This window comes from Enterococcus sp. S86.2, from assembly GCF_059834485.2.
This window is the reverse complement of the sequence record NZ_CM206813.1, coordinates 542,565-567,367: the sequence shown is the minus strand read 5'-3', so window position 1 is coordinate 567,367 and position 24,803 is coordinate 542,565. Positions and strand designations below refer to the sequence as shown.

Annotated in this window: 20 protein-coding genes and 1 other annotated feature; of the genes, 6 read left to right on the top strand and 14 right to left on the bottom strand. The window is 37.1% G+C overall.

The window, feature by feature from the left end:
• Positions 1 to 4: 4 nt before the first annotated feature.
• From argJ to AC6R0T_RS02435, 8 genes are all read right to left on the bottom strand, one after another.
• Positions 5 to 1,195 (bottom strand): bifunctional glutamate N-acetyltransferase/amino-acid acetyltransferase ArgJ, encoded by a 1,191-nt coding sequence (gene argJ / locus AC6R0T_RS02470; protein WP_303753808.1) that lies wholly within the window; start codon positions 1,193 to 1,195, stop codon positions 5 to 7.
• 14 nt (positions 1,196 to 1,209) lie between these two features.
• Positions 1,210 to 2,241 (bottom strand): N-acetyl-gamma-glutamyl-phosphate reductase, encoded by a 1,032-nt coding sequence (gene argC, locus AC6R0T_RS02465; RefSeq protein ID WP_303753892.1) that lies wholly within the window; start codon positions 2,239 to 2,241, stop codon positions 1,210 to 1,212.
• Positions 2,242 to 2,428: 187 nt separating this feature from the next.
• Positions 2,429 to 3,580: an acetylornithine transaminase gene (gene argD / locus AC6R0T_RS02460; protein WP_303753807.1), complete on the bottom strand. Its 1,152-nt coding sequence runs from the start codon at positions 3,578 to 3,580 to the stop codon at positions 2,429 to 2,431.
• A 268-nt stretch (positions 3,581 to 3,848) separates the two neighbouring features.
• Positions 3,849 to 5,165 (bottom strand): FAD-binding oxidoreductase, encoded by a 1,317-nt coding sequence (locus AC6R0T_RS02455; protein WP_303753806.1) that lies wholly within the window; start codon positions 5,163 to 5,165, stop codon positions 3,849 to 3,851.
• Positions 5,166 to 5,200: 35 nt separating this feature from the next.
• Entirely contained in the window at positions 5,201 to 5,860 is a 660-nt protein-coding gene (locus AC6R0T_RS02450) for a methionine ABC transporter permease (RefSeq protein ID WP_230710232.1), read from the bottom strand.
• Positions 5,845 to 6,882, bottom strand: a complete 1,038-nt coding sequence (locus AC6R0T_RS02445; RefSeq protein WP_303753805.1) for a methionine ABC transporter ATP-binding protein — start codon at positions 6,880 to 6,882, stop codon at positions 5,845 to 5,847. The genes AC6R0T_RS02450 and AC6R0T_RS02445 overlap by 16 nt, the downstream gene beginning before the upstream one ends.
• Before the next feature lie 28 nt (positions 6,883 to 6,910).
• Entirely contained in the window at positions 6,911 to 7,753 is an 843-nt protein-coding gene (locus tag AC6R0T_RS02440; protein ID WP_303753804.1) for a MetQ/NlpA family ABC transporter substrate-binding protein, read from the bottom strand.
• Positions 7,754 to 7,837: 84 nt separating this feature from the next.
• Positions 7,838 to 8,079, bottom strand: a binding site (T-box leader).
• Positions 8,080 to 8,276: 197 nt separating this feature from the next.
• Positions 8,277 to 9,308, bottom strand: a complete 1,032-nt coding sequence (locus AC6R0T_RS02435; protein WP_230710242.1) for an aromatic acid exporter family protein — start codon at positions 9,306 to 9,308, stop codon at positions 8,277 to 8,279.
• A 311-nt stretch (positions 9,309 to 9,619) separates the two neighbouring features.
• On the opposite strand from AC6R0T_RS02435, the gene AC6R0T_RS02430 reads away from it, so the two are divergent.
• Both AC6R0T_RS02430 and AC6R0T_RS02425 read left to right on the top strand, forming a co-directional pair.
• Positions 9,620 to 11,542, top strand: a complete 1,923-nt coding sequence (locus AC6R0T_RS02430; RefSeq protein ID WP_303753803.1) for a fructose-1,6-bisphosphatase — start codon at positions 9,620 to 9,622, stop codon at positions 11,540 to 11,542.
• A 229-nt stretch (positions 11,543 to 11,771) separates the two neighbouring features.
• Entirely contained in the window at positions 11,772 to 12,065 is a 294-nt protein-coding gene (locus AC6R0T_RS02425; RefSeq protein ID WP_230710244.1) for a rhodanese-like domain-containing protein, read from the top strand.
• Positions 12,066 to 12,106: 41 nt separating this feature from the next.
• Here AC6R0T_RS02425 and AC6R0T_RS02420 read toward each other — a convergent pair whose 3' ends face one another.
• Positions 12,107 to 13,264 carry an AI-2E family transporter gene (locus AC6R0T_RS02420; protein ID WP_277988631.1) on the bottom strand — a complete coding sequence of 386 codons (1,158 nt, stop codon included), beginning with the start codon at positions 13,262 to 13,264 and terminating at the stop codon, positions 12,107 to 12,109.
• Between the two features lie 134 nt (positions 13,265 to 13,398).
• Positions 13,399 to 13,752: a PTS glucitol/sorbitol transporter subunit IIA gene (locus tag AC6R0T_RS02415; RefSeq protein ID WP_206902284.1), complete on the bottom strand. Its 354-nt coding sequence runs from the start codon at positions 13,750 to 13,752 to the stop codon at positions 13,399 to 13,401.
• A gap of 264 nt (positions 13,753 to 14,016) precedes the next feature.
• Here AC6R0T_RS02415 and AC6R0T_RS02410 point away from each other — a divergent pair, with 264 nt between their 5' ends.
• Genes AC6R0T_RS02410 through AC6R0T_RS02400 form a run of 3 tightly spaced genes read left to right on the top strand, consistent with a single transcriptional unit; the run spans position 14,017 to position 15,590 of the window.
• Positions 14,017 to 15,039, top strand: a complete 1,023-nt coding sequence (locus AC6R0T_RS02410; protein WP_230710246.1) for a lactonase family protein — start codon at positions 14,017 to 14,019, stop codon at positions 15,037 to 15,039.
• Between the two features lie 27 nt (positions 15,040 to 15,066).
• Positions 15,067 to 15,417: a hypothetical protein gene (locus AC6R0T_RS02405; RefSeq protein WP_206902282.1), complete on the top strand. Its 351-nt coding sequence runs from the start codon at positions 15,067 to 15,069 to the stop codon at positions 15,415 to 15,417.
• A gap of 11 nt (positions 15,418 to 15,428) precedes the next feature.
• Positions 15,429 to 15,590 (top strand): hypothetical protein, encoded by a 162-nt coding sequence (locus AC6R0T_RS02400; protein ID WP_206902281.1) that lies wholly within the window; start codon positions 15,429 to 15,431, stop codon positions 15,588 to 15,590.
• A gap of 194 nt (positions 15,591 to 15,784) precedes the next feature.
• Here the strand turns inward: AC6R0T_RS02400 and abc-f are convergent, their stop codons facing one another.
• Both abc-f and AC6R0T_RS02390 read right to left on the bottom strand, forming a co-directional pair.
• On the bottom strand, positions 15,785 to 17,290 hold the full coding sequence (gene abc-f, locus AC6R0T_RS02395) for a ribosomal protection-like ABC-F family protein (protein WP_303753802.1): 1,506 nt from the start codon (positions 17,288 to 17,290) through the stop codon (positions 15,785 to 15,787).
• A gap of 1,211 nt (positions 17,291 to 18,501) precedes the next feature.
• Positions 18,502 to 18,939: a hypothetical protein gene (locus AC6R0T_RS02390; protein WP_206902408.1), complete on the bottom strand. Its 438-nt coding sequence runs from the start codon at positions 18,937 to 18,939 to the stop codon at positions 18,502 to 18,504.
• 141 nt (positions 18,940 to 19,080) lie between these two features.
• Here AC6R0T_RS02390 and AC6R0T_RS02385 point away from each other — a divergent pair, with 141 nt between their 5' ends.
• Positions 19,081 to 21,828 (top strand): cation-translocating P-type ATPase, encoded by a 2,748-nt coding sequence (locus AC6R0T_RS02385; RefSeq protein WP_500559744.1) that lies wholly within the window; start codon positions 19,081 to 19,083, stop codon positions 21,826 to 21,828.
• 52 nt (positions 21,829 to 21,880) lie between these two features.
• Here AC6R0T_RS02385 and nhaC read toward each other — a convergent pair whose 3' ends face one another.
• Both nhaC and tyrP read right to left on the bottom strand, forming a co-directional pair.
• Complete coding sequence (gene nhaC, locus AC6R0T_RS02380) at positions 21,881 to 23,260, bottom strand: Na+/H+ antiporter NhaC (protein ID WP_303753800.1); 1,380 nt, start codon at positions 23,258 to 23,260, stop codon at positions 21,881 to 21,883.
• Positions 23,261 to 23,335: 75 nt separating this feature from the next.
• Positions 23,336 to 24,772, bottom strand: a complete 1,437-nt coding sequence (gene tyrP / locus AC6R0T_RS02375; protein ID WP_206902277.1) for a tyrosine-tyramine antiporter — start codon at positions 24,770 to 24,772, stop codon at positions 23,336 to 23,338.
• Positions 24,773 to 24,803 lie beyond the last annotated feature (31 nt).

The window sequence follows — 24,803 nt, the reverse complement described above, 5'->3', positions numbered from 1 at the left end:
ATCATCAGGTGTGATACAATGCGTTAATTTTGACATAATCGTAGGTCAAATCGCATCCCCAGGCTTTTCCTTGACCATTGCCTTGTTGTAAAGTAACAAAAATTTTAATGACATCTTCAGACAGTGCTGCTGTCATTTTTTGCATATCAAAAACCGTCGGCAGTCCATTGGCATAAACTATTTGATCCCCTAAAGTAATTGTAACCTCCTCAGGATTAATTGGACTTCCGCTATACCCAATAGCACATAAAATGCGGCCCCAATTAGGATCTTTACCAAAAATTGCTGTTTTAACTAATGGAGAACCAACTACTGATTTACTAATCATGCGAGCTATCAAATCATCGCAGGCTCCACTTGTAGTTACTTCAATTAATTTCGTTGCTCCTTCGCCATCTTTGGCAATCATTTTTGCCAAATCTTCCATCACTGTTTTTAAAAGTTCTTTTAGCTTTTGATAGGCTAACGTTTTGGTTTTAATTTCGTGGCCACCAGCAGCGCCGTTTGCCAGTAGTAATACCATATCATTTGTTGACGTATCACCATCGACTGTAATCTGATTAAAAGTTACCTCTGTTAATTCTGAAAGTAATTGCTGTAGCGTCAAACTCGAAATATTGGCATCACAAGTTATAAAGCCTAACATTGTGGCCATATTCGGATGAATCATTCCTGAGCCCTTGCCACAGGCAGCCATGGTAATGCAATGACCATCTATTTCAGTTTGATAAACCACATTTTTTGTAAAGGTATCTGTGGTTAAAATTGCTTTGGCGAAATTATCAGCTATCCCCTGTTTTTGTAAACTTTCAATACCTGCAGTTACTTTTTCCATTGGTAGGGGTTTTCCGATTATTCCTGTTGAGGCGACGGCGACCAAATCCGGTGCAATCTGTAATTTTTTTGCCGTTACCTCAGCCATTGCTTTCGTATTTTTTAATCCTTCATCGCCGGTACAAGCATTTGCATTGCCTGAATTTACTACAACAGCCTGCAATTTTCCAGCTAGTAAAATTTCTTTGGTATAAGTAACGCTAGCTGCTTTAACCTGATTCGTAGTAAAAACGCCAGCCGCTTGTGCTGGTGTCATCGAGTATAGCCAAGCAATATCATGATTTTTATATTTTAGGCCACAGTGATTCCCATCTGCTGCAAAACCTTTGGGTGTGGCGATTGTTCCATTAATTTTTTGCATATCTTTTTTCTCCTTTAAGGAAACATGGGCACATCCCTAAGCCCTGCGTCTTCGTCTAATTGCGCCCACAAATTGAAGTTTTGCAACGCTTGACCACTGGCTCCTTTGACTAAATTGTCAATGACACCCACCACGGTCAAAATACCGGTCTGTACATTCAAACCCAAGCCGATATCACAAAAATTGGTGCCCACCACTTGTCGCAGCTGTGGTAGCTGGCCAAGTGGCTGCATTCGGACGAAAGCACGGTGGTTATAACTTGCAGTATAGACAGCATAAATTTCACTTTCCGTCACACCTTTTTTTATTTGGGCATAAAGGGTCATCATAATCCCCCGTTTAACTGGGATGAGACTCGTCGTAAAGTGAATATTGGTTAAAGATTTATCAAATTGTTGGAGCACGCTAATAATCTCTGGAATATGCTGATGTTCATTTAATTTATACATCGTCATATTTTCGGCGCATGTAACAAAATGACTACTGTCAGACAACGTTTTACCAGCTCCTGTTAAGCCGGATTTCCCGTCAAAAATTAGCGGAGTAGCTTCAATAAGATTTGCTTTTACTAATGGCATCGCAGTTAAAATGGCCGCCGTTGCATAACAACCTGGGTTGGAGATTAAATTTCCCGGTTTTTTATCCATTAACTCTGGTAAGCAGTACTGTGCTTTTTTTAATAGTTTGGCATCAGCTGGCGTTTTTTTATACCATTTTTGATAAGTAGCGCCATCTTTTAATCGCAAGTCCCCAGATAGATCAATCACTGGAAAATTGGCAGCTACAAAAGGCGCCGCTTCTTCTTTGGTTACGCCAGCCGGTGTTGCAAAAAAAACAATGTCATTTTCTGCCATCACCTGTTCTGGTGTGTACCCAATAATTGTCTTTTCTACTAAATCGTTTAGATGGGGATAAAGTTCGGCACTATTTTTTGCATGTTGCCCGTGGCTGTGTAAAGTTCCCAGCTCCAAAACGGGATGCTTGCAAATCAATCGTACTAATTCAAGCCCAGTATAGCCAGTTACCCCGATTATTGCAGCTTTCATCATCTTGTCACCTCACCTTCTAATTTATAAGCAATAAAACACAAGTTATTAAATTAATCTGATTATAAACACAAGCTTTTTTTACGTCAATGTTTTTTTATTAATTTCTTTGATATTTTTTATATTTTTATACAAAACATTGCAATTATTTTTTTGTCCTAAAACATTGAATGCGCTGATTAATCACCTATTCTTGTAAACTAAGTTTTGAAAAAGCTTTCTCAAAAATATGCAACCCGTGGATGATTTCTGTGCTCGTAATAATCAGTGGTGGCAAAAGGCGTAAAATATTTTCCCCCGCCCGTAAAGTCAACATTCCTGCTGTCTCTAGCGCTAGCATAAGGTTTGTTACATTTGTTTCTTCCTGTAAAACAATACCAATCATTAAACCTTTGCCACGAATCGACTTAATGAAAGGCGCATTGAGTTTTTTTAATCCTGTCACCAATTCTTCACTACGCATTTTTACATTCTCATAAATATTTTGATCATCTAATTCAGTTAATACCGTCTTTGCGGCTACCATCGCCATTTTATTGCCACCAAACGTCGATCCGTGACTACCCGGAAGAAAAGATGCACCTAGTTCCTTTTTTGCTAACATCGCTCCAACTGGAAATCCATTTCCTAAGCCTTTTGCTAAGGTTACAATATCTGGATAAATGGCATAGTCTTCAAAAGCAAATAAGCTACCACAGCGACCAATTCCGGTTTGAACTTCATCGACAATTAAAAGACAATCATTCTCACGACATAACTTGGCTACTGCTTGTAACCACTCTTTATCTGCCGGAAGTACACCGCCTTCTCCTTGAACTACTTCTAGCATTACTGCTGCGGTCTTTTTCGTTATCGCCTTTTGTAAAGGTGCCAGTTCGTTAAAGGGGAGATGTACAAAATCTGGTACTAACGGGTGAAAACCTGCCTGAATGCTTTTTTGACCGGTGGCAGACAGCGCACCATATGTTCGTCCGTGAAAAGACTGCCAAAAAGTTATAATCTGCGTTTTTCCCGTTTTTTTTCGGGCTAATTTAATTGCCGCTTCGTTGGCTTCTGCGCCACTATTACAAAAATAAGCTAAATAATCAAAGCGCTGGCACAATTTTTCCGCAACTTCTTCTTGCAAAGAATTTTGATAGAGATTAGGCGTATGCCACAACTTTTCTGCTTGCTTTTTCAATGCACTATTTAATTTTTTATTCCCATACCCCAAATTACAAACACCAATACCGCTAGTAAAATCCAAATATTCTTTCCCCGTATGGTCTGTTAAGTAGCAGCCATTTCCCGACATAATTTCATACGGTTTTCTTTGATAATTTGAAAAAAGATACGACATCCAACCACCAACTTTAAGTTTTATGTATTAATATACATAAATATGCAATTAATCACAAGGATTATTTTTATTTTTGCTTAAAAAACACAAAAAATATTCGCATTTTGTATAAAACAAACAAAAACAGCCTAAATTTGGTATTACGAGCTAGATTGTGAAGCCGGAGATGGATATACTTGCGACAAAGCTAAAAAGTCTAAATTTACCAAAAGTTTAGAAAATAACTTTTAATAAATTTAGACTTATGAATTAAACTATGCTTTTTATTTTAGTCAAATATCTTATTGGGGTTTAGTATAGCATTGGGATCTAGAGCTGTTTTAAGCTGTCGCATTAAGCCTAATTTTTCAGACGGGAGATTTTTCATAAAGTATTTTTTCTTTAACAAACCAATCCCGTGCTCAGCAGAAGGTAAGCCACCTATAGCAGCAATCTTTTCATAAAGCTGATTCAAAAAAGTTGCTAACTGCTCTTGCCAAAGTGTATCTGCCAAATTTTGTCGCATAATACATGCGTGTATATTCCCATCACCAGCATGGCCAAAAAACACACCGTCTAGCCCCAATGTCTCTGTCAATTTTTTCATATAGACAATCGTATCGGTAATCTGATTAATCGGTACTACAATGTCTAATGGTTCTTGTTGGCTACTTGCTTCTACCCCAGAAACAATTGCGCCCCGCAGTTGCCAAATCAGATTAGCTTCTTGGGTTGTAAAAATTTTAAAAGTCGTAATATCAGCTTCTTCTAGCAATTTTTTTAAGCTTTCAATTTGATTTAGACATTCTGCGTTGCTACCATCTACTGTTAATAATAAAAAAGCTTTGCCGGTCATAGTTGGCATCGGAATTTTCAAAAAATCAGCAGCGTATTTTAAGCCACTTTTTTCAAAAAATTCCAACGCAGCCGGAGTAATTGTTGAAGCTAAAATTTGATAAACAACTGGCGCCAAGTCTGTTAAATTATTAAATCCAATTAATAAACTACGAGAAGTTGCAGGCTTTACGCGCAACTTCAGCTGTAATTGGGTGATGACACCTAGTGTTCCTTCTGAACCGATAAATAAGTCTTTTAAATCATAACCTGAACTATCTTTATTATTTAAACCACCAACAAAGACAATACTGCCATCGGCTAATACCACTTCCATCCCCCGAATATTATCTCTTGTTACCCCATACTTAAGTGCGCGCATTCCACCAGCATTTGTGGCTGCCGTGCCACCAATTGTAGCCGCTTTAGAACCAGGATCTGGCGCGTAAAAATACGGTGTAGGTGCTAAATAATCTTGAATTGCCTGTAGCGTTACTCCCGCCTCGACAGTTAAAGTTAATGTTTGTTCATCTAGTTTTATAATTTGCTGCATCTCTTTTAAACACAGCAAAAATTCCTCTTGCTTGGCAAAAGTTGCCCCCGTGAGTCCGGTATAGCCACCGACTGTAATAATTTTTTGCCGTTTACTTGCTGCCTCTTTTATACAAGCTACAACTTCTGCTGTATTGGTTGGATAAAAGATTCCAGCTGCATTTCCTATTTCACCAGTCACCTTATTTTGTAAATATGCTGCTGGTACTTTTTTGTACACTTGCCTCACTCCCTAACTTTATCACTCCTTAAATCTTAACGGGTAAAATGTTGCGCCAATCGGTCGCCACCCCACTGAATAAGTTGCACCACTACCACTAATAGTAAAATAATCACCACTAAAACCAATGTTTCATAACGATAATACCCATATTGAATTGCCAAATCGCCAATTCCACCAGCACCAATTGTTCCCACCATCGCAGAATATCCCAACAAGCTAATAACTGTTAATACAAGGCCGCGAATTAAGCCCGGTAAGCTCTCAGGAATAATCACACCTAAAATAATTTGTTTGGTTGTTGCACCCTGGGCAACACTGGCTTCTAAAATTCCCGGATCAACTTCTGCAAAAGCCCCTTCTGCCACTCGAGCAAAAAAAGGAATTGCTGCAATAGATAGCGAAATTGCGGCTCCTGTCGGCGTATAAGGGTCTCCTAAAATGGCAGCCAAAAAAGGAATCAGGGTTACCAGTAAAATGAGAAACGGTAATGATCGAATTGCATTAACGATAAAACCTACTGTCTTGTGGAGGAGGATATTTTGATGAAATAAAACATTGCTAGCTAAAAACAACAGTAAACCAATTAATCCGCCAACTATAACGCCGATAATTGTCGCGACAGCCACCATATAAAAGGTGTCTGCCAAAGCTTTAGGCAAATGCTGTTGTAAAATTTCTACGGTTTCTGCCATTTGCTTTCCTCCTTAATTTCTTTTGTGGCAAATACTTTTTCTGCTAATTGCAAGACTGCCTTTTCCACATTTTCTTTTTCTCCGGTTAAATAGACCAGCAAAATACCAATTACATCATTTTGAATGTATTCAATTTTCCCATGGATAATTGAAATAGCTACATCAAATTGTTTGGCAACATCTGTAATTAAAGGAGCCAGCGTATTATCCCCTTGATACCTTAATTCAATTAAGCGTCCTTGGGCTAAATCCGGTAGCAGCTCTTGAGGTAAATGTAAGTTCAAATAACGCCCCACTAATTTTTGCGTAATAAGCGCCTTGGGATTTGCAAAGATATCGTAGGTGGAAGCCATCTCCACCACTTTTCCTGCTTCCATCACTGCCATGCGATGAAAGAGTTTTTTTGCCACTTCCAATTCGTGGGTAATAAAAACAATGGTAATTCCTAATTTCTGATTGATTTCAGCTAAAATTCGCAAAATTTCCTCTGTTGTCTCTACATCTAACGCACTCGTTGCCTCATCACACAATAAAATTTCTGGATTATTCGCTAGTGCTCGGGCGATACCAATTCGTTGCTTTTGACCACCAGACAATTGATTGGGGTAGCTATCCATTTTATCGCTTAAATCAACTAAAGCCAGCAATTCTTTTACCCGTATCGGCAAAAGATCCTTATCACAATTACCTGCTTTTAGTGCAAAAGCAATATTTTCTGCCACGGTTTTATTATTAATCAAATTGAAATGTTGAAAGATCATCCCGATTTTTTGACGGAGCTTGCGTATTTGATCTGTCGGCAATTGCGTAATTTCTGTCCCATCAATTTTAATACTGCCTAAACTAGGTCTTTGTAAGAGGTTTAGCGTGCGGATTAACGTACTTTTCCCTGCACCACTAAGTCCTACGACCCCAAAAATCTCACCTTGCTTGATTGTTAAACTAACATCTTTGACAGCAGCAAAAGTCTTTTTTTTCTGGGTAAAATTGACTGTCACATGTTCTAAAACGATTTTATCCATCCCAAAACTGTCCTTTCTAAAAACCGATTTATTGCCAATCAGCCGGTTTATCAAAGTCTTTAAAATCTGATTTTGCAATGGCATCTTTAAAGTCTTGACTAACAAGGGCTGCTTGAATGGCCTTGGCTAACTTAGTATCTTTATCTGCGGTGCGTACCACAAATACATTTTTATATTCTTCTTTTAATTTTTCCAAAGCCAAGGCATCGGCCGGATCTAGTTTTGCTGCCCAGGCGAAGTTGCCAGGTACTAATGCTAAATCAACAGTATCAATTGACCGCGCCAATTGTGCTGCGTCAAGTGTCTTAAATTCCAAATTTTTAGGATTCTTATCAATATCGTCTACTGTTGCTTTTGTTTCATCCACATCACCTTTAATTGTGATTAAATTATTAACTGAAAGTAATTGTAAGGTCCGGGCCAAGTTAGAAGCATCACTCGCAATCGCTACAGTGGCACCTTCTTTGATTGCAGCTAAGTTTTTTAATTTTTTAGAATAAATCCCCATCCCTAACGTGGGAACAGTCCCAATCGCAGTTAGATCCAAATTATTATCAGCAGAAAATTTTTCTAAATAGGCGGTGTGTTGGAACAAATTTGCATCAATTTGTTTCGCATCTAATGCTTTATTGGGCTGAACATAATCATTAAATAATTTGGTAGTCAATTTAAAACCATCTTTTTCAACTAACGGTGAAATGACATCTGTCACCATATCCCCATAAGGTCCTGGTGCTACGCCAACGACAACCTCTTTTGTAGCACTATCAGAAGATTTTTGTGCCGCTTTTTTATTTTCACCACCGCAAGCTGCCAGCGTTATTACTGCCCCGAGTGCCACAATCCCTGTTACTATTTTTTTCAATTTCATCTTTTTTCCTCCTTTTTTAATTTCCTGCTTTTACTTTGAAAGCTTATAAATAAAAAAGCTCTCGTCCTTATTTTGCCTAAACAAAATAAGGACGAGAGCGTAAGCTTTTCGTGTTACCACCTTTATTCATCGAACAATTCGTCCGACCTCATCATAGTACGTGTTCATACTACTGTGCTATAACGGGCACTCCCGTCAACTGCTTGTTCAAAACTCACAGTTTCCTGCTCAAAGACCATTTTCCAGATGCCCTTGTTTACTTCTTTTCACCCACCGAAGCTCTCTTTAAAACGCATCATCTGTACTTATCTTATCGTCGCATTTGTGTTATTGCTAGCAATGATAAAGGATTATGCGCTCCTCGTCAACCTAAAAATTATAATTTTCTGATATTTCTGTCAATAAAAAAACTGATTACGTCATTTTTATATTGGAATAATGTGATTAAAATACTGTTTTTCTAAAAATAAAATAGACTTGGCAAGCGCCAAAAATATTTTGCCGTCTGCCAAGTCTATGTCACTTATTCGTCTGTTGCCAGTTGTGCTTCATAAGCAGCAACTTTTTCTGGATGATGCTTTTGCAAAAAACGCTTTTTAAAAATTAGAAACTCTTCTAAGTCCATCAAAATATGGTACAGGCGCGCTTTGCGTAAAAATTCTTCTTTGGTTTGCGGCAAACTGGCATCTTCAATCTTTTGCACCAATTGGTCCATCATGTGCAGTTGATGAATTGGTTGACTCATCTCCCCAAAATGGGCCGCAATTTCATTTAAAAAAGCAACAATAACGGCAGAATCGCTCTTAATACGGCGTAATTTTTTTATTTCATAATGCAAATTATGCAAGACATTGCACTGCTGTGTCCGCATTTCAAAATAATCTAAATAAAAATCATCGGTTAGCGGTAAGCGATTTTGCTGGTAGGCAAAAGCTACTTGAGTATAGTTGTGCAACTCTTTTTCCAAGCCGATAATATCATCCCACACGTGATTGTTAACCTCGCTGTCGGCCAAATAGGCAGCTAATTTTTCAAAAACGATTTTAAACTTCTTTTCGCTGATTGTCCGGCAGTAATTCAAATATTTTTTTTGGCTTTCATAATGCTGAAAGTGATTTACGACAATCGCGATAAAAAGACCAATCACCAAAAGCCAAAATTCATTGATTATCGCTGCTAGCGTAAGAGCTTTTCCAGCTAGCAAATGGGTAAGCACAACAGCATTGACCGATAATGTGGGCAATAGATTACGCGCACTTAAACCAAATGTCAAAAGTACGAGAATGACACCATAACTTATCCATTCTAACTGGTGAATGGGTTGGATAAAAAAAGCTAACAAAACCGTTACCAAAAAAGTGCCTATTCGTTGTAAACACAGACGCCACGTTTGCACTTTAGTAGTTGAAATCGTCAATAGCGTGATAATCCCCGCTGAAGCGGCGAAGTTCAATCCTAATAATTCTGCCAGTAAAATGGCCAGAGCACTGCCAATCCCAATTTTTAAAGCATAGCCTAAATGTTGTTGCCACGTATTTTTCGTTAATAAATTCATCAATCGTCTCCTTTATTTTACAATTTTATTTTATTATACTGGAAAAACAACTGTAATTGGGGGTCTACTTTGTTCTTTAAAAGTTCTTTATTTAAAAATGATTCCTTATCTTAACTTTTCAGTAAGCACCACTTTTTTATATCTACATCACGCATTTTGCTTTTTATATTTTCTTTGATAACTTTAAGTTTTTGTATATACAACTATACCAATAAATTATTTTATGTATTAATTACTTATTTAAAAGCAATTTATCACCTATACATAAAAGGAATCATTTGCTATATTATTACAATAGCGGAGGTGATAATTTGGAAAAGAAGTATTACCAATTACTTAAAGAAAAATTTCCAAAAAAAGAACAAGTCTTAACCGAACTGATAAATTTAGAGGCTATTGTGCAATTGCCCAAGGGAACAGAACACTTTGTTAGCGATCTTCACGGAGAATTTGATGCTTTTGATCATGTTTTGCGTAATGGTTCAGGTAGTGTCAAAGAAAAAGTTAAAGAGTGTTTCCAAGCTATGCCCAAAGTCCCGATTACCGATTTATGCACCCTTATTTATTACCCAGAAGAAAAATTGGCGTTACAAAAAGCTTCTTTAAAGCCACAAGCATTAATCGCCTATTATAAAGAAAATATTCCTTATCTTCTGCAAGTTACCAATTATGCTGGACGCAAATATACCCGCTCAAAGGTTCGAAAAGCACTCCCACCGCAATTTGCGTATATTATTGAAGAATTACTAACTGAAGTAGATACAAAAAAAGACAAAATCGATTATTTTACTACGATTGTGAATCGTATTATTGAATTAAACCAAGCACCAGCCTTGATTACTGCCTTATGTAAGACGATACAACGCCTAGTAGTTGATCATCTTCATGTAGTAGGTGATATTTATGATCGGGGACCTAAACCTGATCAAATAATGGAACGCTTAAGCAATTTACCTTCTGTCGATATTCAATGGGGTAATCACGATATCGTCTGGTTAGCAGCTGTTGCGGGTTCTCCAGTAGCCGCGATGAATTTATTACGGATTTCATCTCGCTACGGAAACTTAGATATTTTAGAAGAGCGTTACGGTATCAATTTACGCCCTTTAGCGACCTATGCTCAAAAATACTACGAACCAACCCCGGCTTTTAATTTAAAAGCCGAAGACATGCACACATTTTCTGAAGCTGAACAAATTTTATTCAATCAAATTCAGCAAGCAACTGCTATTTTGCAATTTAAATTGGAGGGCCAATTAATCTTGCGCCGTCCGGAATTCTTATTAGACAAACGCAATGTGCTAACGTTTATCGATTATTCCAGTCAAACCATCACGCTTGATGACGTCGTGTATCCACTGGTTGATTTCAATGGCCCTACTGTGGATGAAAAACAACCACTAACCTTAACAAAAGAAGAAGAAACCTTAATTGCTCGTCTCCTTTCTTCCATTCAAGAATCTGAAAAACTAAAACGCCATATGGATTTTATGCTGGCTTCAGGATCTATGTATTTGTGTTATAACGATAATTTACTATTCCACGGGTGTATTCCGTTACATGAAAATGGCGATTTAAAATCGCTACGAATTAATGGCCACAATTACGCCGGCAAAGCATTACTCGATTTTTACGAAGAACAAGTCCGTAAAAGCTATTTAGACCCTAGTTGCCATGATGATTTTGCCACAGATATGCTGTGGTATTTATGGACCGGGGAAAGTTCTTCTCTTTTTGGTAAAGAAGCCATGACAACTTTTGAACGCTACTACATTGCTGACAAAAAAACGCATATTGAAAAGAAAAATGCTTACTATCGCTTACGTAATGATGAAACAATTTGCCAAGAACTGTTAGCCGAATTCGACTTGCCTCATCATGGCCATATTATTAACGGGCATACACCTGTTAAAGAAAAAAAAGGAGAAGATCCAATCAAGGCCAATAGTAAATTGATTGTTATCGATGGCGGTTACGCCAAAAGTTATCAAAAAACGACCGGTATTGCTGGTTATACGTTATTATCCAATAGTTATGGTATGCAACTAGCCGCACATCAACCCTTCACCTCGGTTGCAGATGCTGTGAAAAACGGGACCGATATTATTTCGGTTAAACGCCTAGTGGATGAAGTTATCCACCGTACGAAAGTAAAAACGACCAATACTGGCGTTAAAATTTGTCACGAAATGGCGGATTTAAGTTATCTCTATCAAAATTTCGACAAAATTTAAGCAAAAAACGCCAAAACAAAACAACTGTTATTGCTAAAACAGGAATTTTATTTCCTGTTTTTCTGTTTTAGCGATTCTTTTATTCATATATAACCTTAATAAAACAGTATGAAAATCGTTTACATTCATTTTCTTTTCATTATTTTATCAGTTTGAGCGAAAAATGTTGAATTTTATGGCGAAATATCCTAAGATACAAACATCTTACAAAAAGAAAGAAGGATGAAAGATGACTTCAATTTCCGTACAAGATTTTAACTTGCTACGACAAAACGAAGCGCTGAACATCTTAGATATTCGCGATTTACAAGACTTTGAAATGAGCCATTTGCAAAACGCTGTTTCAGTACCAGCGACTAGTCTTCCTAATGAACTAAATAATTTAGATAAAAATGCGACTTACTATGTGATTAGCTATTCCGGACGTCGCTCAGAAATCATCGCGAGTTTCTTAGAAAATCATGGCTTTCACGCCATTCATGTTATTGGCGGTATGCGTGATCTAAAAGAATTAGCAGCTTAAAAAAAAGCGCTGTGACAAGTTATTTGTCATAGCGCCTTTTTTTATTGCTCTTCTTCTACGTCTTCTTCGTGATAATATTGGGAGACATCTTTATACCACTCAAAAAGGTGTGTAATTAAAACTTTGGCCGCCGCGTAAACAGGAATCCCCAGAATAACCCCCACGACCCCAAATAATTTACCAGAAGTTAATAATACCAGCAAAATAGTAACCGGATGGACCGAAAGCTCATTGCCTAATACTAATGGCGAGATCAAACGCCCTTCAATAGTTTGTTCGATAACAAAAACTACCAAAACTTTTACCAGCATAATCGGACCCGCAACAATTCCTAAAAACACCGCTGGGACCATTGCTAAAAACGAACCTAAATAAGGAATCAGATTTAAAAATCCAGCTGCGACACCTAATGTGACCGAATAATCCAAACCAATAATAGAAAAGCCAATAATAAACATAATCGAAACCGCAAAGGCCACTGTTAATTGGCCTCTGATATAAGATGAAACTTGATCATTCATTTCTCTTAATACTTTTAACGTCGGTTTGCGAACTTTATTTGGCAAGAATTTAACAAAATAAGGTGCTAAATTACGGCCATCTTTTAAAAGATAAAATAAAATAAATGGCATCGTAAAAATCGCTACCAAAGTTGATGCCACTGCCCCGACTATTTTGCCAATGCTAGAAATAGTTGAGCTAGAAATATTACGAATGAAATCTGTCAGCCAGGTTGTGATTTTGTCACCATAACTATCAAACTGATCTTTAAAGGTGCCAAACATTGGGTCGTTTAAAATTTCATTGGCCTTTTGGTCGATAACATCCAAATAATTGGGAAAATTATCAATAAAGCTGGCAGTTTGTTCGCGAATTTTGGGCACGATAACCACCACACCCCAAGTAATTAAGCCAATTACTAATAAAAACAATAAGATGATACTATAAATTCGTTTTAGCCCCTTTTTTTCCAAGTAATCCACCGCGGGGTTCATCAAATAATAAAAGACCCCAGCTAAAACAATGGGTAAGCCCACGACACCGACAAATTGGGCCACTGGCTCAAATAAATACGAAACCTTCGTAAAGGCATTTAAAATCAATAAAATTAATAAAATAATTAACAACGCTGTCACAAACTGATTATTCAAAAACCATTTCCAAAACCACGACAGCCGTTTCTTCTCTTTTTCCATCAGTAACCTCCTTAATTAGTTGTCATTAGTTTTTTTTTTAATGGCGATACGCTCCTAATCACATTACACCAAATTTTGATTTTATGTGATTTTAGTTTATTATCCATTTTTTGTTAAAAAAAATTCACCTCTAACATTTAAGGATACGTAATCATCATGCCTACTTCTAAATGGGGAACTTCAAAAGGTGTTAAGTATATCCCATTTACGATGCTGTCAGCTGCTGGTATTTGATCAAATACAAAAGATGCATGTTGAATTTCATGCAGGCCTTTTAATGCCGTATTCCCTAGATGGGTGACTGTATATTTGGCGCTGCCAAAACTGATTTCATCTCCAACTTTTAGCGTAATTTCAGAAGCTGCTGGCACATCTTGAATAATGGCATAAGGTTTTAGCCCAGCTGTGGCGCTTTCATCAAAAAAGATTAAAAGTTTCTCTTTTGGATCAATTGCCTGTTCGCCAATTGCCGTAATTTTTCCTTCTATCATTTGTAGTTGCCTCCTAATTTTAAATTGGTTCTTCTTTCAAATTTTCCAACTGTTTTATCGAAGTTATAGCCTGGCTTTAAGTCGTATGAAAGAGACGCCATGCAAATAATCCAGCTGTTTTAACAGCCTTCATTATAACATAACTAAACTTTTCTCTGACTTCTAAAGCGGATTCTTTGTGGTAGAATAGAAAAGAGTACGACTTATTGAATGAAAAATTTTTTCTTAGAAAAAGTTTGCAAATAATTATTTAGGAGGAAAAACATGTTACATCACTTATTACTAGGTACTTATACCAGACGTGTCAGCCAAGGAATTTATCGCATTACTTTAGATACTGCAAATGAGCAATTGGTAGACTTGGAATTGGCGACCAAAGAAAATAGTCCAACTTATTTGGCTCAAAGTAAGGCAAAAAATTTATACACTGTAACAGCCGTTGATGGCAAAGGTGGCTGTGGTGCATACGATAAAGATTTCAACTTTTTAAATGCCGTGACAAAAGAAGGCGCACCATTATGCTATGTGGCAGTGGATGAAGAGCGTCAGTTAGTTTATGGTGCAAATTACCATTTGGGTGAAATCAGCGTCTATGGCGTAGAACAAGATGGCAGCTTAAAACCAGGTGTCATTATTAAGCACGATGAACCAACGGGTAGTAATGAAAACCAAGATAATCCTCATGTTCATTATACAGATTTAACCCCTGACAAACGCCTTGTTGTTTGCGACCTTGGTACCGATCGCGTTTACACTTATAATGTCAGTGAAACAGGTGAGTTAGATGAAGTGGCGATTTACCAAACCGAAGATGGCGCAGGACCACGTCATTTAGTTTTTCATCCAACAAAAAATATCGCGTATTTATTAGGTGAGTTAAATAGTACCATGACTGTTTTAAGCTATAATCCACAAGATGGTAGCTTTACAGAAATTATGCAAGACTCCTTAATACCAAAAGATTTCACTGGTGCTAACGGTGGTGCTGCAATTCGCATTAGTCAAGATGGTCGCTTCTTATACGCATCCAATCGTGGGCATAATTCAATTGCTGTTTTTGCAATTTCAGAAGATGGTTTGACCATTGAAAAAGTTCAAACGATTAGTACTGAAGGTGAATTTCCACGGGACTTTGCGCTTGACCCAAGCGATAAATATGTCGTTTGTGCCAACCAAAACAGTGACAATTTGACGCTTTATACGCGCAATCAAGAAGATGGTCACTTAACATTAATTCAAAAAGACGTTTATGCCCCTGAATGTGTCTGTGTTTTATTTGAAGACTAACAGTCGAGAAAATTGGAGGAATCCCCCATGTTTACTAAAACCCCTGTTGAATTATTATTAAAAGACTTTTCAAACTTATTAAACAAATGTCAATCCGTTTTTGATTTAGTAATCAGTCGTCGTTATAACGTAAATTTAGCGATTTTAACTACGGCTGAAGCCTATGCTATTGCTGAAAAGGCGTATGTCCGTTGTGATCAAAATGTCCAATTACAAACTAAAGAAGTTGAAGCTTTCGTTAACGCTTTTGACGATTTTTATTTTGAGCTAAAGCAAGTTTTATTCCACGACGACGATGATATTCCAAGTTTTAAGAAACGTCTAACTACAATGCAAGAACAATATGAATTGTTAACACAATCATTTAATTTGTTATAGGAGATTATACAATGAATCAACAAGAAGCTTTGGATCGCTTAAAAGAAGAATTAAACCTGCCCTTTTTTAATGGCAAAATTGAAGAAAAAGAATATAGCGAAGAAGAGTATCAAAAAATGAAAAATGATTTGATTAAATACTTTGACGACTATGTTCGTAATGTGGAAAATTAAATCCATCTATCCTATTTTTGATAAGTAGTGCGATTTTAACGCCTTCTTTAGTTTAATTCAGTTAAATCAAACTAAAAAACAGCCGGACTACCTTTTTTGGGTAGGTTTAGTACCTCAAAAGTCAGAATTTTTCTCTAACTTTTGCTGGGAACTTCAAAACACCGGCTGTTTTTATTTTTAGCGAATTTTCCTAGTTACTTTTTTAATTCCAAAAATTTTGTCGCGACGTTGTTTAAAAATGTTTCATCGTGCTCAATGATCACCATAGTAGGCTGGACGGCTTTTATAACGGCTTCAAGTTGTTCTTGATTAAAGACATCCAAATAATTTAGCGGTTCATCCCAAATAAACAATTCTGCCGGACTTGCCAAAGACTTCGCCAATTCTACTCGCTTACGCTGCCCCATGCTCATATCTTCAATTTTATTATAGAAAACTTCTCGCTCAACACCCAGTTTACGTAAATTATTTAACAAGTCTTCGTAATTCAAGTGGTGACTTTCCGCAAATTCTGTTAAAGTCCCGGTATTATCTTCGTAATTTTGACGCAGATAGCTAATAGTAAGATTTTGCGGGCGCTTCAAAATCCCTTGGCTATTACCGGTAAAATGTTCCATTAAATAATGGATTAAAGACGATTTACCAGCACCGTTGATCCCTTTTATTGCCAGGCGTTCCCCTTGACGTAATTCAAATGAAACGGGTTGAAATAGTGGGGCGTTATCGCCATAGACTAACGTTAACTCTTCTGCTTGTAACAATAACTTATGATGCGTAGGAGCAAAATTCATTTGCAGCCTATCGACTGTTTCAATGTCTTTTAATAGCTCTGCTTTTTGCGCAGCTTGATCTTCTAGTCGATTCACAATTGCTTTGGAACGTTTCATAGTGCGGGCCGCATCCGCTCCCACTGCCCCTTTATTCACGCGGCGCTTTTCTGTATCAATAAATCCTTTTGATTTTTTCGTCTTATCCCCTTCGCGAGAGCGGGCCCACTCCGCTTTTTCAGCTGCGGTTTGTTGCAGGCGCCCAATTTCTTTTTTCAATTTATCATTTTGTTCCAACTCATATTTATCCCGCAATTGCTTTTGTTCTTCATAAACAGAAAAATTACCTTGATATAAAACCAATTGACTTTTTTCAATCGATAAAATATGATCTACCACTTCATCCACAAAATGACGATCATGGCTTACCACGATAAAGCCTTGTTTTTTTCGTTTTAAATACTTTGCAACTTGCCTTCGCCCCATGACATCTAAGTGATTGGTCGGCTCATCAATTAACGGGAAGTTTAATTCATCCACAAACAATAACGCTAGTAAAACCTTCGTCTGTTCCCCACCGGAAAGACTGACAAAGGGGCGCCACAAAATTTCAGGATCTACGCCGAGTAAATTTAGTTCACGTTCTAGTTGCCATTGTTCAAAATTTACTACTTCTTGTAACGCATAAAAGGTTAGCTGCCCTTTGTCTTGCAATTGCTGAGGAAAATAGGTAAACGACATTTGATGCGTAATCTGGCCTTCATAGGGAAATTTACCCTGTAGTAGATTTAAAAGCGTCGTTTTTCCCCGCCCATTCCGACCAATCAGCCCTAGTTTCCAACTTTCATCAATTACCAAATTACTATGATCAAAAAGTAAAACGCCCTGGTTGTCAAAACCAAACGTCAAATCGTGTATTTTTATTACGGTCATCTTATCACCTCATATAAAAACTGTGGAAATGTACTTATTTAATTCGTGCTAACTAGCCAAAGTATATTTCCAAGTCAGACATTGCTACACATAAATACTGGTCCCATTTTTATCTTTTACAACAATATAAAAAAGGACCGTCCTATTTTCAGGAACGGTCCCCACTTTGGGTTATTGACAAATAAGGCAGATAAAAAGACCCTACAAAGTCATTGAACCAATCCTGAAAATCTGCACACGAATACCTTGGTCGTTCCAAGTTTTTCGTCTAAATGCAGCTTCAATAAATTGGTTAAATAATCAATGCAGGATCCCTCATTTCGTTTTTAGTAATTTAAGATTAGCATGATTTTCAATTCTTGGCAATTTTTCTGAAGTGAAATTAAAAATTGGAACAAACCTATTCAAAAAAATTGCGCCGCCTTACAATAAAAAAACATATACTTTATTTTTTATCATTTTTTTGATTTTTAATTTCTTTTATAAGTTAAAAATAAGAAAATTCATTTCGTAACTTTTCATCTAAAAAAAGAAATATGACGCTCGTTTTTCTTATTTTTAGGCATAAAAAAAACCATTGGGTTGGTTAGGCCCAATGGAAAAAGGAGTAATTACTCTCAAATGGAGTAAAATGAAAAATAAAAAGGTTGTTGTTGGTTATGTATTTAATATAAACGACAAGTGCTTTTTTGTCATAAAAATAACGTTACAGTTAAATTAGATAACTCTCGTTTTGCTAATTATCCCGTTTTCCCAGGATTTATTTGCTCACTTCAGGTGAATAAAATTCATTTTTCCCTTCATTTTCACCTCATAAGAAAAGCTGAAGGAATCGGTCAACCCTGAGCTAAAAAAATAAATTTGCTAAAATGGATGCTTCATTTTCGCAAATTTAGTTTTTTTGGTCGAAGGGTTGATTCGTGAAGCTAGACAGTCAGAAAAGCTTTTCGGACTCGCTTAGCTTTTAAGCATTAAGGCACAATTGCAATAAATTGCTTTTTTAATTTCTTGCAATTGTGTTCTATTGTCGCCGAGAATTAGTCCATAAAGCTAGGCATAAAAAAGGCTAGATAGTGAAAAAAGCAGTCAAAGCAATATTTTTTGTGGCAATTTTATACTGCCTTGATAGCTTACAAAAAGAACCTTGAAAAAATTAGCAAAAATTTTCAAGGTTCTTTTTTTAATTTGAGAATGAAACGACAATAAACTTTTTATTTTTTGCCTAATAATAAGTTTGTCATTCGTTGAATAGAAAATGAGATTTCGTCGGTTGCTTCGTCTTGTTTTGTTTCAGAAGCATCAAAAGCCTTCGTATCAATCCCATTTTCTGTTTGTAAACTGGCAATCATTTCATCACAGCCAGCAACATATTTTTCATAAGAACGTTGGAATTTTTTATGAATTCCCATTACTTTTGCAGGTGGACGCAGTTTTTCAATTTGCGCTAACATTGCTTTGTATTTTTTTGTGCCGGCAGCAAATACATCTACGACTTCCACAATCTTTTCTGGCGTCAAATTTGCTAGTTCATTCGTATCAATAGCAGTGCGAATAATTTCATAATGCGGGTTCATTTCTTCCCCGATTTTTTCTGTATCTTGTACGATATCATTAATATTTTGGACATAATAACCAAGATTTGGTCTCACTGTTATTCCTACTTTCTTTTTTTGTGATAATTTCATTTTAGCGGTTTTTCTACTAATAAGAAAGTATTCTCTAAAAAAAGGGTTATTTTTTGCATTTTTTCTAAGAGTCTTGGAAAATATAGATAAAGGTGGTGAATGAAGATGGCACAAGCAAAATCACTTCAAGCATATGCCAAATTGAGTAGTGCTGACACGCTCACAAATATGAACAGCACAAAAGCCGGACTAACCGAGGCGGAAGTAAAAAGCAGGTTGGCGAAATACGGAAAGAATGTGATTGCTGCCACAAAAAAGCAATCACTATTAAAAGTGTTTTTAACTAACTTTACAAGTATGATGGCAATTTTATTGTGGGTAGCTGGCCTCATCGCCTTAATGACTGGTACGCCAGAATTAGGAATTGCGATTTGGCTTGTCAATTTGATTAATGGCGTTTTTAGTTTTTGGCAACAATATCGCGCCCAACAAGCTACCAGTGCTTTACAAAAAATGCTGCCTAGTTACGTTAAAGTCATGCGAGCAGGACAAACAAATAAAATTTTAGCCGCCGACTTGGTACCCGGAGATATTGTTTTATTAAATAGTGGTGATAATATTCCCGCCGACGGTCGCTTACTTTCTGCCGATAGTCTGGAAGTAAACCAATCTTCATTAACTGGTGAATCTATTACTGTCAATAAAGAAACTGATCCACAAACCGACGCAGCCTTAAAAAACGCTGGTAAGTACGCCGAAGCAAATTTGGTTTATGAAGGTACATCGGTGGTCAATGGCAGTGGCTCCTTTGTCGTTTTAGCTACTGGAATGCACACTGAATTTGGCCAAATTGCCAGTTTGACTACTTCTGTTGCAGCTGTTAAAAGTCCGCTGCAAAAAGAATTGGATATATTAACACAGCAGCTTTCTTTAATTGCTATTGTTATTGGGGCATTATTTTTTGTCGCCGCTGTCTTTTTTGTCGGATATCCCTGGCCTAAAGCTTTCATTTTTGCGTTGGGAATGATTGTTGCCTTTATTCCTGAAGGCTTATTACCAACTGTTACCTTATCTCTTGCAATGGCTGTCCAAAAAATGGCCAAAAAAAATGCGTTAGTAAAACATTTGAATAGTGTAGAAACTTTAGGCGAAACTACGGTCATCTGTTCTGATAAAACAGGTACTTTAACCAAAAATGAAATGACCATCGAAAAAGTTTGGCTTCCAACAGCTGATTACACAGTTTCTGGTACTGGTTATGAACCTAACGGCATCGTGACAAAAGCTGGTAAAAAAATAGATTTAGCACAAGAGCATGACTTATTACAACTGATTCGGATTGCCAGTCTATGTAATGACTCAGCCATTGAAGAAAAAGAAAATCACTACCAATTAGTGGGTAGTCCCGACGAGGGCAGTCTTTTGATTTTGGCCGCTAAGGCTGACTACGATCTAAGGGATGAAAGGAAAAATTATCCCCGTTACAACGAACTGCCCTTTGACTCAAAACGCAAACGCATGTCAACTATCCATCAAAATAATGGGCAAAACTACGTCTTTACCAAAGGTGGCATTACCGAAGTTTTAAGCTGTTGTCAAAGTTATTTAAAAAATGGGCAAGTCATCCCCTTAACTGAAGCTGTAAAAAAAGAAATTTTAGCTAAAAATGATGATTTGGCAAAAGAAGGCTTACGTACTTTAGCATTTGCTGATCGCATTTTACAGACAACAACAAATTTAACCATTGAAAATTGCGAACAAAATTTGACTTTTGTCGGTATCACCGCCAGTCAGGATCCACCGCGGGAAAATGTCATGGAGGCAATTCAAAGATGTCATGATGCCTCCATTCGAATCATCATGGTAACTGGTGATTACGGTCTAACTGCCAAAAGTATTGCCCGCAAAATCGGCATCGTCAAAGGCGCTGACGTCCGGGTAATTACCGGCGATGACTTAGCTAATATGTCTGATTCAAAATTAAAAGAAAATTTAACACATGAAATTATTTTTGCTCGCGTTGCTCCTGAACAAAAATACCGCGTAGTCTCTCTATTGCAAAGTTTAGGTGAAATCGTTGCTTCCACAGGTGATGGGGTCAACGATGCACCGGCCTTGAAAAAAGCGGATATCGGTGTTGCGATGGGAATCACCGGAACCGATGTCGCCAAAGAAGCAGCCGATATGATTTTAACCGATGATAATTTCACATCTATTGTAAATGCAATTGAAGAAGGGCGGACGGTTTACAACAATATTCGCAAATTTTTATTGTATATTCTAAACAGCAATATGCCAGAAGCAGTCCCTTCTTTATTGTTTTTATTATCAAAAGGTATGATTCCCTTACCTTTAACTGTTATGCAGATTTTAACAATCGATTTGGGTACTGATATGTTACCTGCTTTAGGGTTAGCAACTGAACAAACTGAACCCGGTACTATGAAAAAACCGCCCCGAAAGCGGACAGAACATTTATTAACCAAGCAAATTATTTTAAAGGCCTTTGCTTGGTATGGTCTTTTAGCCTCCATTATTTCAATTGGCGCCTATTTCTTTGTCAACCATTTAAACGGCTGGCCCACGACTGCCTTAGCTACTGACGGCACCGTTTATGCCATGGCCACAACTATGACCTTAGCTGCAATTGTCTTTTGCCAAATTGGCGCTGTTTTTAACTGTCGCACCGCAGAACAATCACTTTTTAAAATTGGTTTTTTCTCAAACAAACGAATCTTAGGGGGTATTTGTTTTGAAGTGATTTTAATTGCATGTTTGATGTATGTCCCGTTTTTACAAAAATTATTTGGCACCACCGGCATTCAACTACAAGATTGGCTATTTCTAATTTGTATTCCTCTACCTCTGATTATAATTGAGGAAATCCGCAAGAAAATGATTCGCAAAGCTTAAATTTAGCCAAAAAACCATCAAGGCAGACCTTGATGGTTTTTTTAGCTTATTTTTAATGAACAGGATGAGCTGCATGTGTTTGGCGATGATTTAAAATAAAGCCTACCACAATGGTAATGACCGGTGCCAACAAAGGAAAAAAGGCAAAAGGGACATACGCCATAGCACTCACTTTTAAAGTACCCGCGATAAATGTACCGCTAACCCCCCAAGGAATCAACGCATTCACACTAGCACCTGCATCGGCTAAAGTTCTAGTTAAATAGCGATTGTCTAATTTCGCTGTTTCAAAAGATTTTTTGAATGTTTCTCCCGGTAAAATAATCGATAAGTACTGTTCCCCCACAATAATATTTACCCCGATACTGCTAAGAGCGGTCAAACCGATCAAACGAGACGGACGATCCATTTTACTTTTTAGTGCTTCAACAATATTTTCCACAATTTGATATTTCAATAATAAGCCGCCTAAAGCCAACGCTAAAATAATGAGACTGGCTGAACCCAACATACTCATAATACCACCACGGGATAAAAGTGTATTCAACTTCTCACTAGCTGTTTTGGCCGTAAAGCCATTCATTAAAATAGTGGCAACTTTTTGCACCGTTAAAGTATGATCATGAATAAAACTAAGTCCAATCGCAACGCTGGCGCCTGTTAATAGTGTCGCAATTGCTGGAATCTTCTTGACTGCCATAATAAATAATATAATCAAAGGAATTAATGTCCAAGGTGAAATCCAAAAATTATTTTCCATATTGGCAATCATTTCATTCACACTCGTCAAATTAGCTGTTTTACTTGTATGACCTAAAAAGACGTATAAAATAAAACTAATTACAAAAGCAGGTAAATCGGTGAAACGCATATTAGCAATATGTTGAAACAAATCAATTTCGCCAATTCCAGCTGCCAGATTGGTCGTATCTGATAGCGGTGAAATATTATTGCCTAAAAAAGCCCCCGAAACAACTGCTCCTGCTGTATACGCATCGTGAAAGCCTAAAATATGGCCAATCCCTAAAAAAGCAATTCCGATCGTGGAAATTGTTGTAAATGAACTTCCTACGGTTAACCCGACAATCGAACAAACGACAAAAACTGTTGGTAAGAAAAAACGTACCGAGATAATTTTAAACCCATAAACCATGATTGTCGGAATTGTTCCCGCTAAAATCCAAGCGGCCACTAACACGCCAATTAATACGAAAATAATGATGGGAATAATACCTGGGGTAATGCCACTGATAATCCCTCCATGAATATCATCCCACGAAAATTTTTTCATGCGCCCATATAATAATAGCAGCATGAAAACAAATAAAATCGGAACATGAGGACTTAGCTGAAAACCGATAATTAATATTCCCAAAATTGCTAACATGGCTGCCAAAACCGCAGCACTTTCTTTGGTTGAAATTTTTTTCATGTAAATACCTTCTTTATTTTTTCAAAGTAAAAACGCCCTGCCGCAAGGACTTACGACAGAACGCTTAGTAAATTGTTAATGACTATGGTGCAAGTGGTCTGCAGAAGAGTCAGTAACAGCAACTTTCCAGTCATTTTTCTTAAAGTGATTAATGACTAAAGGAATAACAAACATCACAACTGCAATAGCTGCAACTAACAACGCATTCGCTAAAGTAGATGTCCGTAATGTCGCATACGTAACGACAACGATTGAAAATAGCAACATGATGCTAACAACCCATACAAAAGCATTCCCTTTTTTACCAATTCGGTAAGGACGAGCCATTTCAGGATGATGTTTCCGTAATTCTAAAACGGAAATTGCAATTAGAACATATACGATACAATAAACGATTGTCGTAGCGTTCGTTAAAGTTAAGAAAACAGTGCTGACATCATCCATAACCCCATACAATAACGCAAATAGTGAAATAACGATCGATTGCGTCAAGACAACATTTTTAGAAACGCCATATTTATTTTCTTTTTGGAAGCCAAACTTAGGTGGTAAGAAACCTTCTCTTGCAACTTGAATAATAGTTTTTGAAGGACCAGTTACCCAAGCAGAAAGTTGTAACAAGACACCAATGAACACCATGAAACTGAAAATATTACCAATAATTTTGGGCAGACCCAAAATTTCGCAATAAATGATGATTGGTTGGGTAATATTGGCCAATTCCATTTTGCCCGCTGGGACTACATTGGCAACAAGCATTGCATTAATAACGTTTAGTAAAACTAAACCAATTAAAGCGATGAAAACTCCCTTGGTATAATTTTTCGTAGAATCTTTCAAACGAGGCATATAAACTGAACTCATTTCAATCCCAACGAAAATAAAGCTAATACCTGCTAAATATTTTAATGTTTCAATATGTTGCAAGTCTGGTAAAACCTTTGACCAAGAAAAAGCACCCAAGTATCCATTTGATACTAAGCCAACCTTGAAAAAGGCAAATAAGCCAAGTACAAACATTACAACAACGGGAATGTATACGCCTAACCAAACGCCGATGTTACCACCGACTTTGGCCATATCAAATTTTAAATTCAAAATGGTAATAATCCAGTAAATAATTAAAATACAAGCTAAAACAAACCAGTGATTATTGCCTAATGCGACATTACCAAATGTATTTCCTAAAAGTGGGCCTAAAGTTGAGGCTACCATTACCATTCCTGGGAACATTTGCACCCATAGTAACCACGCAACTACAAAACCCCATTTGCTACCTAAGGCAGTTTTTACCCATAATTGTGGGCCGCCTTCTTCTGGCAACATGGTAGAAAGTTCACCGGAAATCATTGAGATTGGGCCGGCAAAAAAGACAACTGCAAAAATTGAATAGAAAATTAATGTCCATCCAACTGCTGCTAAAGTTGGGATACTCCGAACGGTGGCACACAAAGCCATTGTTAGACCAATAAAAGTCCCCAAACTAATTTTATTAATATCTGACTTACTCACTTTTGACACGCTCCTTAAAATTGGACCGCAG

What these genes read in the sequence shown, in the direction of transcription:
- AC6R0T_RS02435 (WP_230710242.1), bottom strand. Translation starts at nt 9,308, where the DNA reads ATGAATTTATTAACGAAAAATACGTGGCAACAACATTTAGGCTATGCT.
- argD (WP_303753807.1), bottom strand. Translation starts at nt 3,580, where the DNA reads ATGTCGTATCTTTTTTCAAATTATCAAAGAAAACCGTATGAAATTATG.
- AC6R0T_RS02425 (WP_230710244.1), top strand. Translation starts at nt 11,772, where the DNA reads ATGACTTCAATTTCCGTACAAGATTTTAACTTGCTACGACAAAACGAA.
- AC6R0T_RS02415 (WP_206902284.1), bottom strand. Translation starts at nt 13,752, where the DNA reads ATGATAGAAGGAAAAATTACGGCAATTGGCGAACAGGCAATTGATCCA.
- AC6R0T_RS02445 (WP_303753805.1), bottom strand. Translation starts at nt 6,882, where the DNA reads ATGGATAAAATCGTTTTAGAACATGTGACAGTCAATTTTACCCAGAAA.
- AC6R0T_RS02450 (WP_230710232.1), bottom strand. Translation starts at nt 5,860, where the DNA reads ATGGCAGAAACCGTAGAAATTTTACAACAGCATTTGCCTAAAGCTTTG.
- argC (WP_303753892.1), bottom strand. Translation starts at nt 2,241, where the DNA reads ATGAAAGCTGCAATAATCGGGGTAACTGGCTATACTGGGCTTGAATTA.
- argJ (WP_303753808.1), bottom strand. Translation starts at nt 1,195, where the DNA reads ATGCAAAAAATTAATGGAACAATCGCCACACCCAAAGGTTTTGCAGCA.
- AC6R0T_RS02410 (WP_230710246.1), top strand. Translation starts at nt 14,017, where the DNA reads ATGTTACATCACTTATTACTAGGTACTTATACCAGACGTGTCAGCCAA.
- nhaC (WP_303753800.1), bottom strand. Translation starts at nt 23,260, where the DNA reads ATGAAAAAAATTTCAACCAAAGAAAGTGCTGCGGTTTTGGCAGCCATG.
- abc-f (WP_303753802.1), bottom strand. Translation starts at nt 17,290, where the DNA reads ATGACCGTAATAAAAATACACGATTTGACGTTTGGTTTTGACAACCAG.
- AC6R0T_RS02385 (WP_500559744.1), top strand. Translation starts at nt 19,081, where the DNA reads ATGGCACAAGCAAAATCACTTCAAGCATATGCCAAATTGAGTAGTGCT.
- AC6R0T_RS02440 (WP_303753804.1), bottom strand. Translation starts at nt 7,753, where the DNA reads ATGAAATTGAAAAAAATAGTAACAGGGATTGTGGCACTCGGGGCAGTA.
- AC6R0T_RS02405 (WP_206902282.1), top strand. Translation starts at nt 15,067, where the DNA reads ATGTTTACTAAAACCCCTGTTGAATTATTATTAAAAGACTTTTCAAAC.
- AC6R0T_RS02400 (WP_206902281.1), top strand. Translation starts at nt 15,429, where the DNA reads ATGAATCAACAAGAAGCTTTGGATCGCTTAAAAGAAGAATTAAACCTG.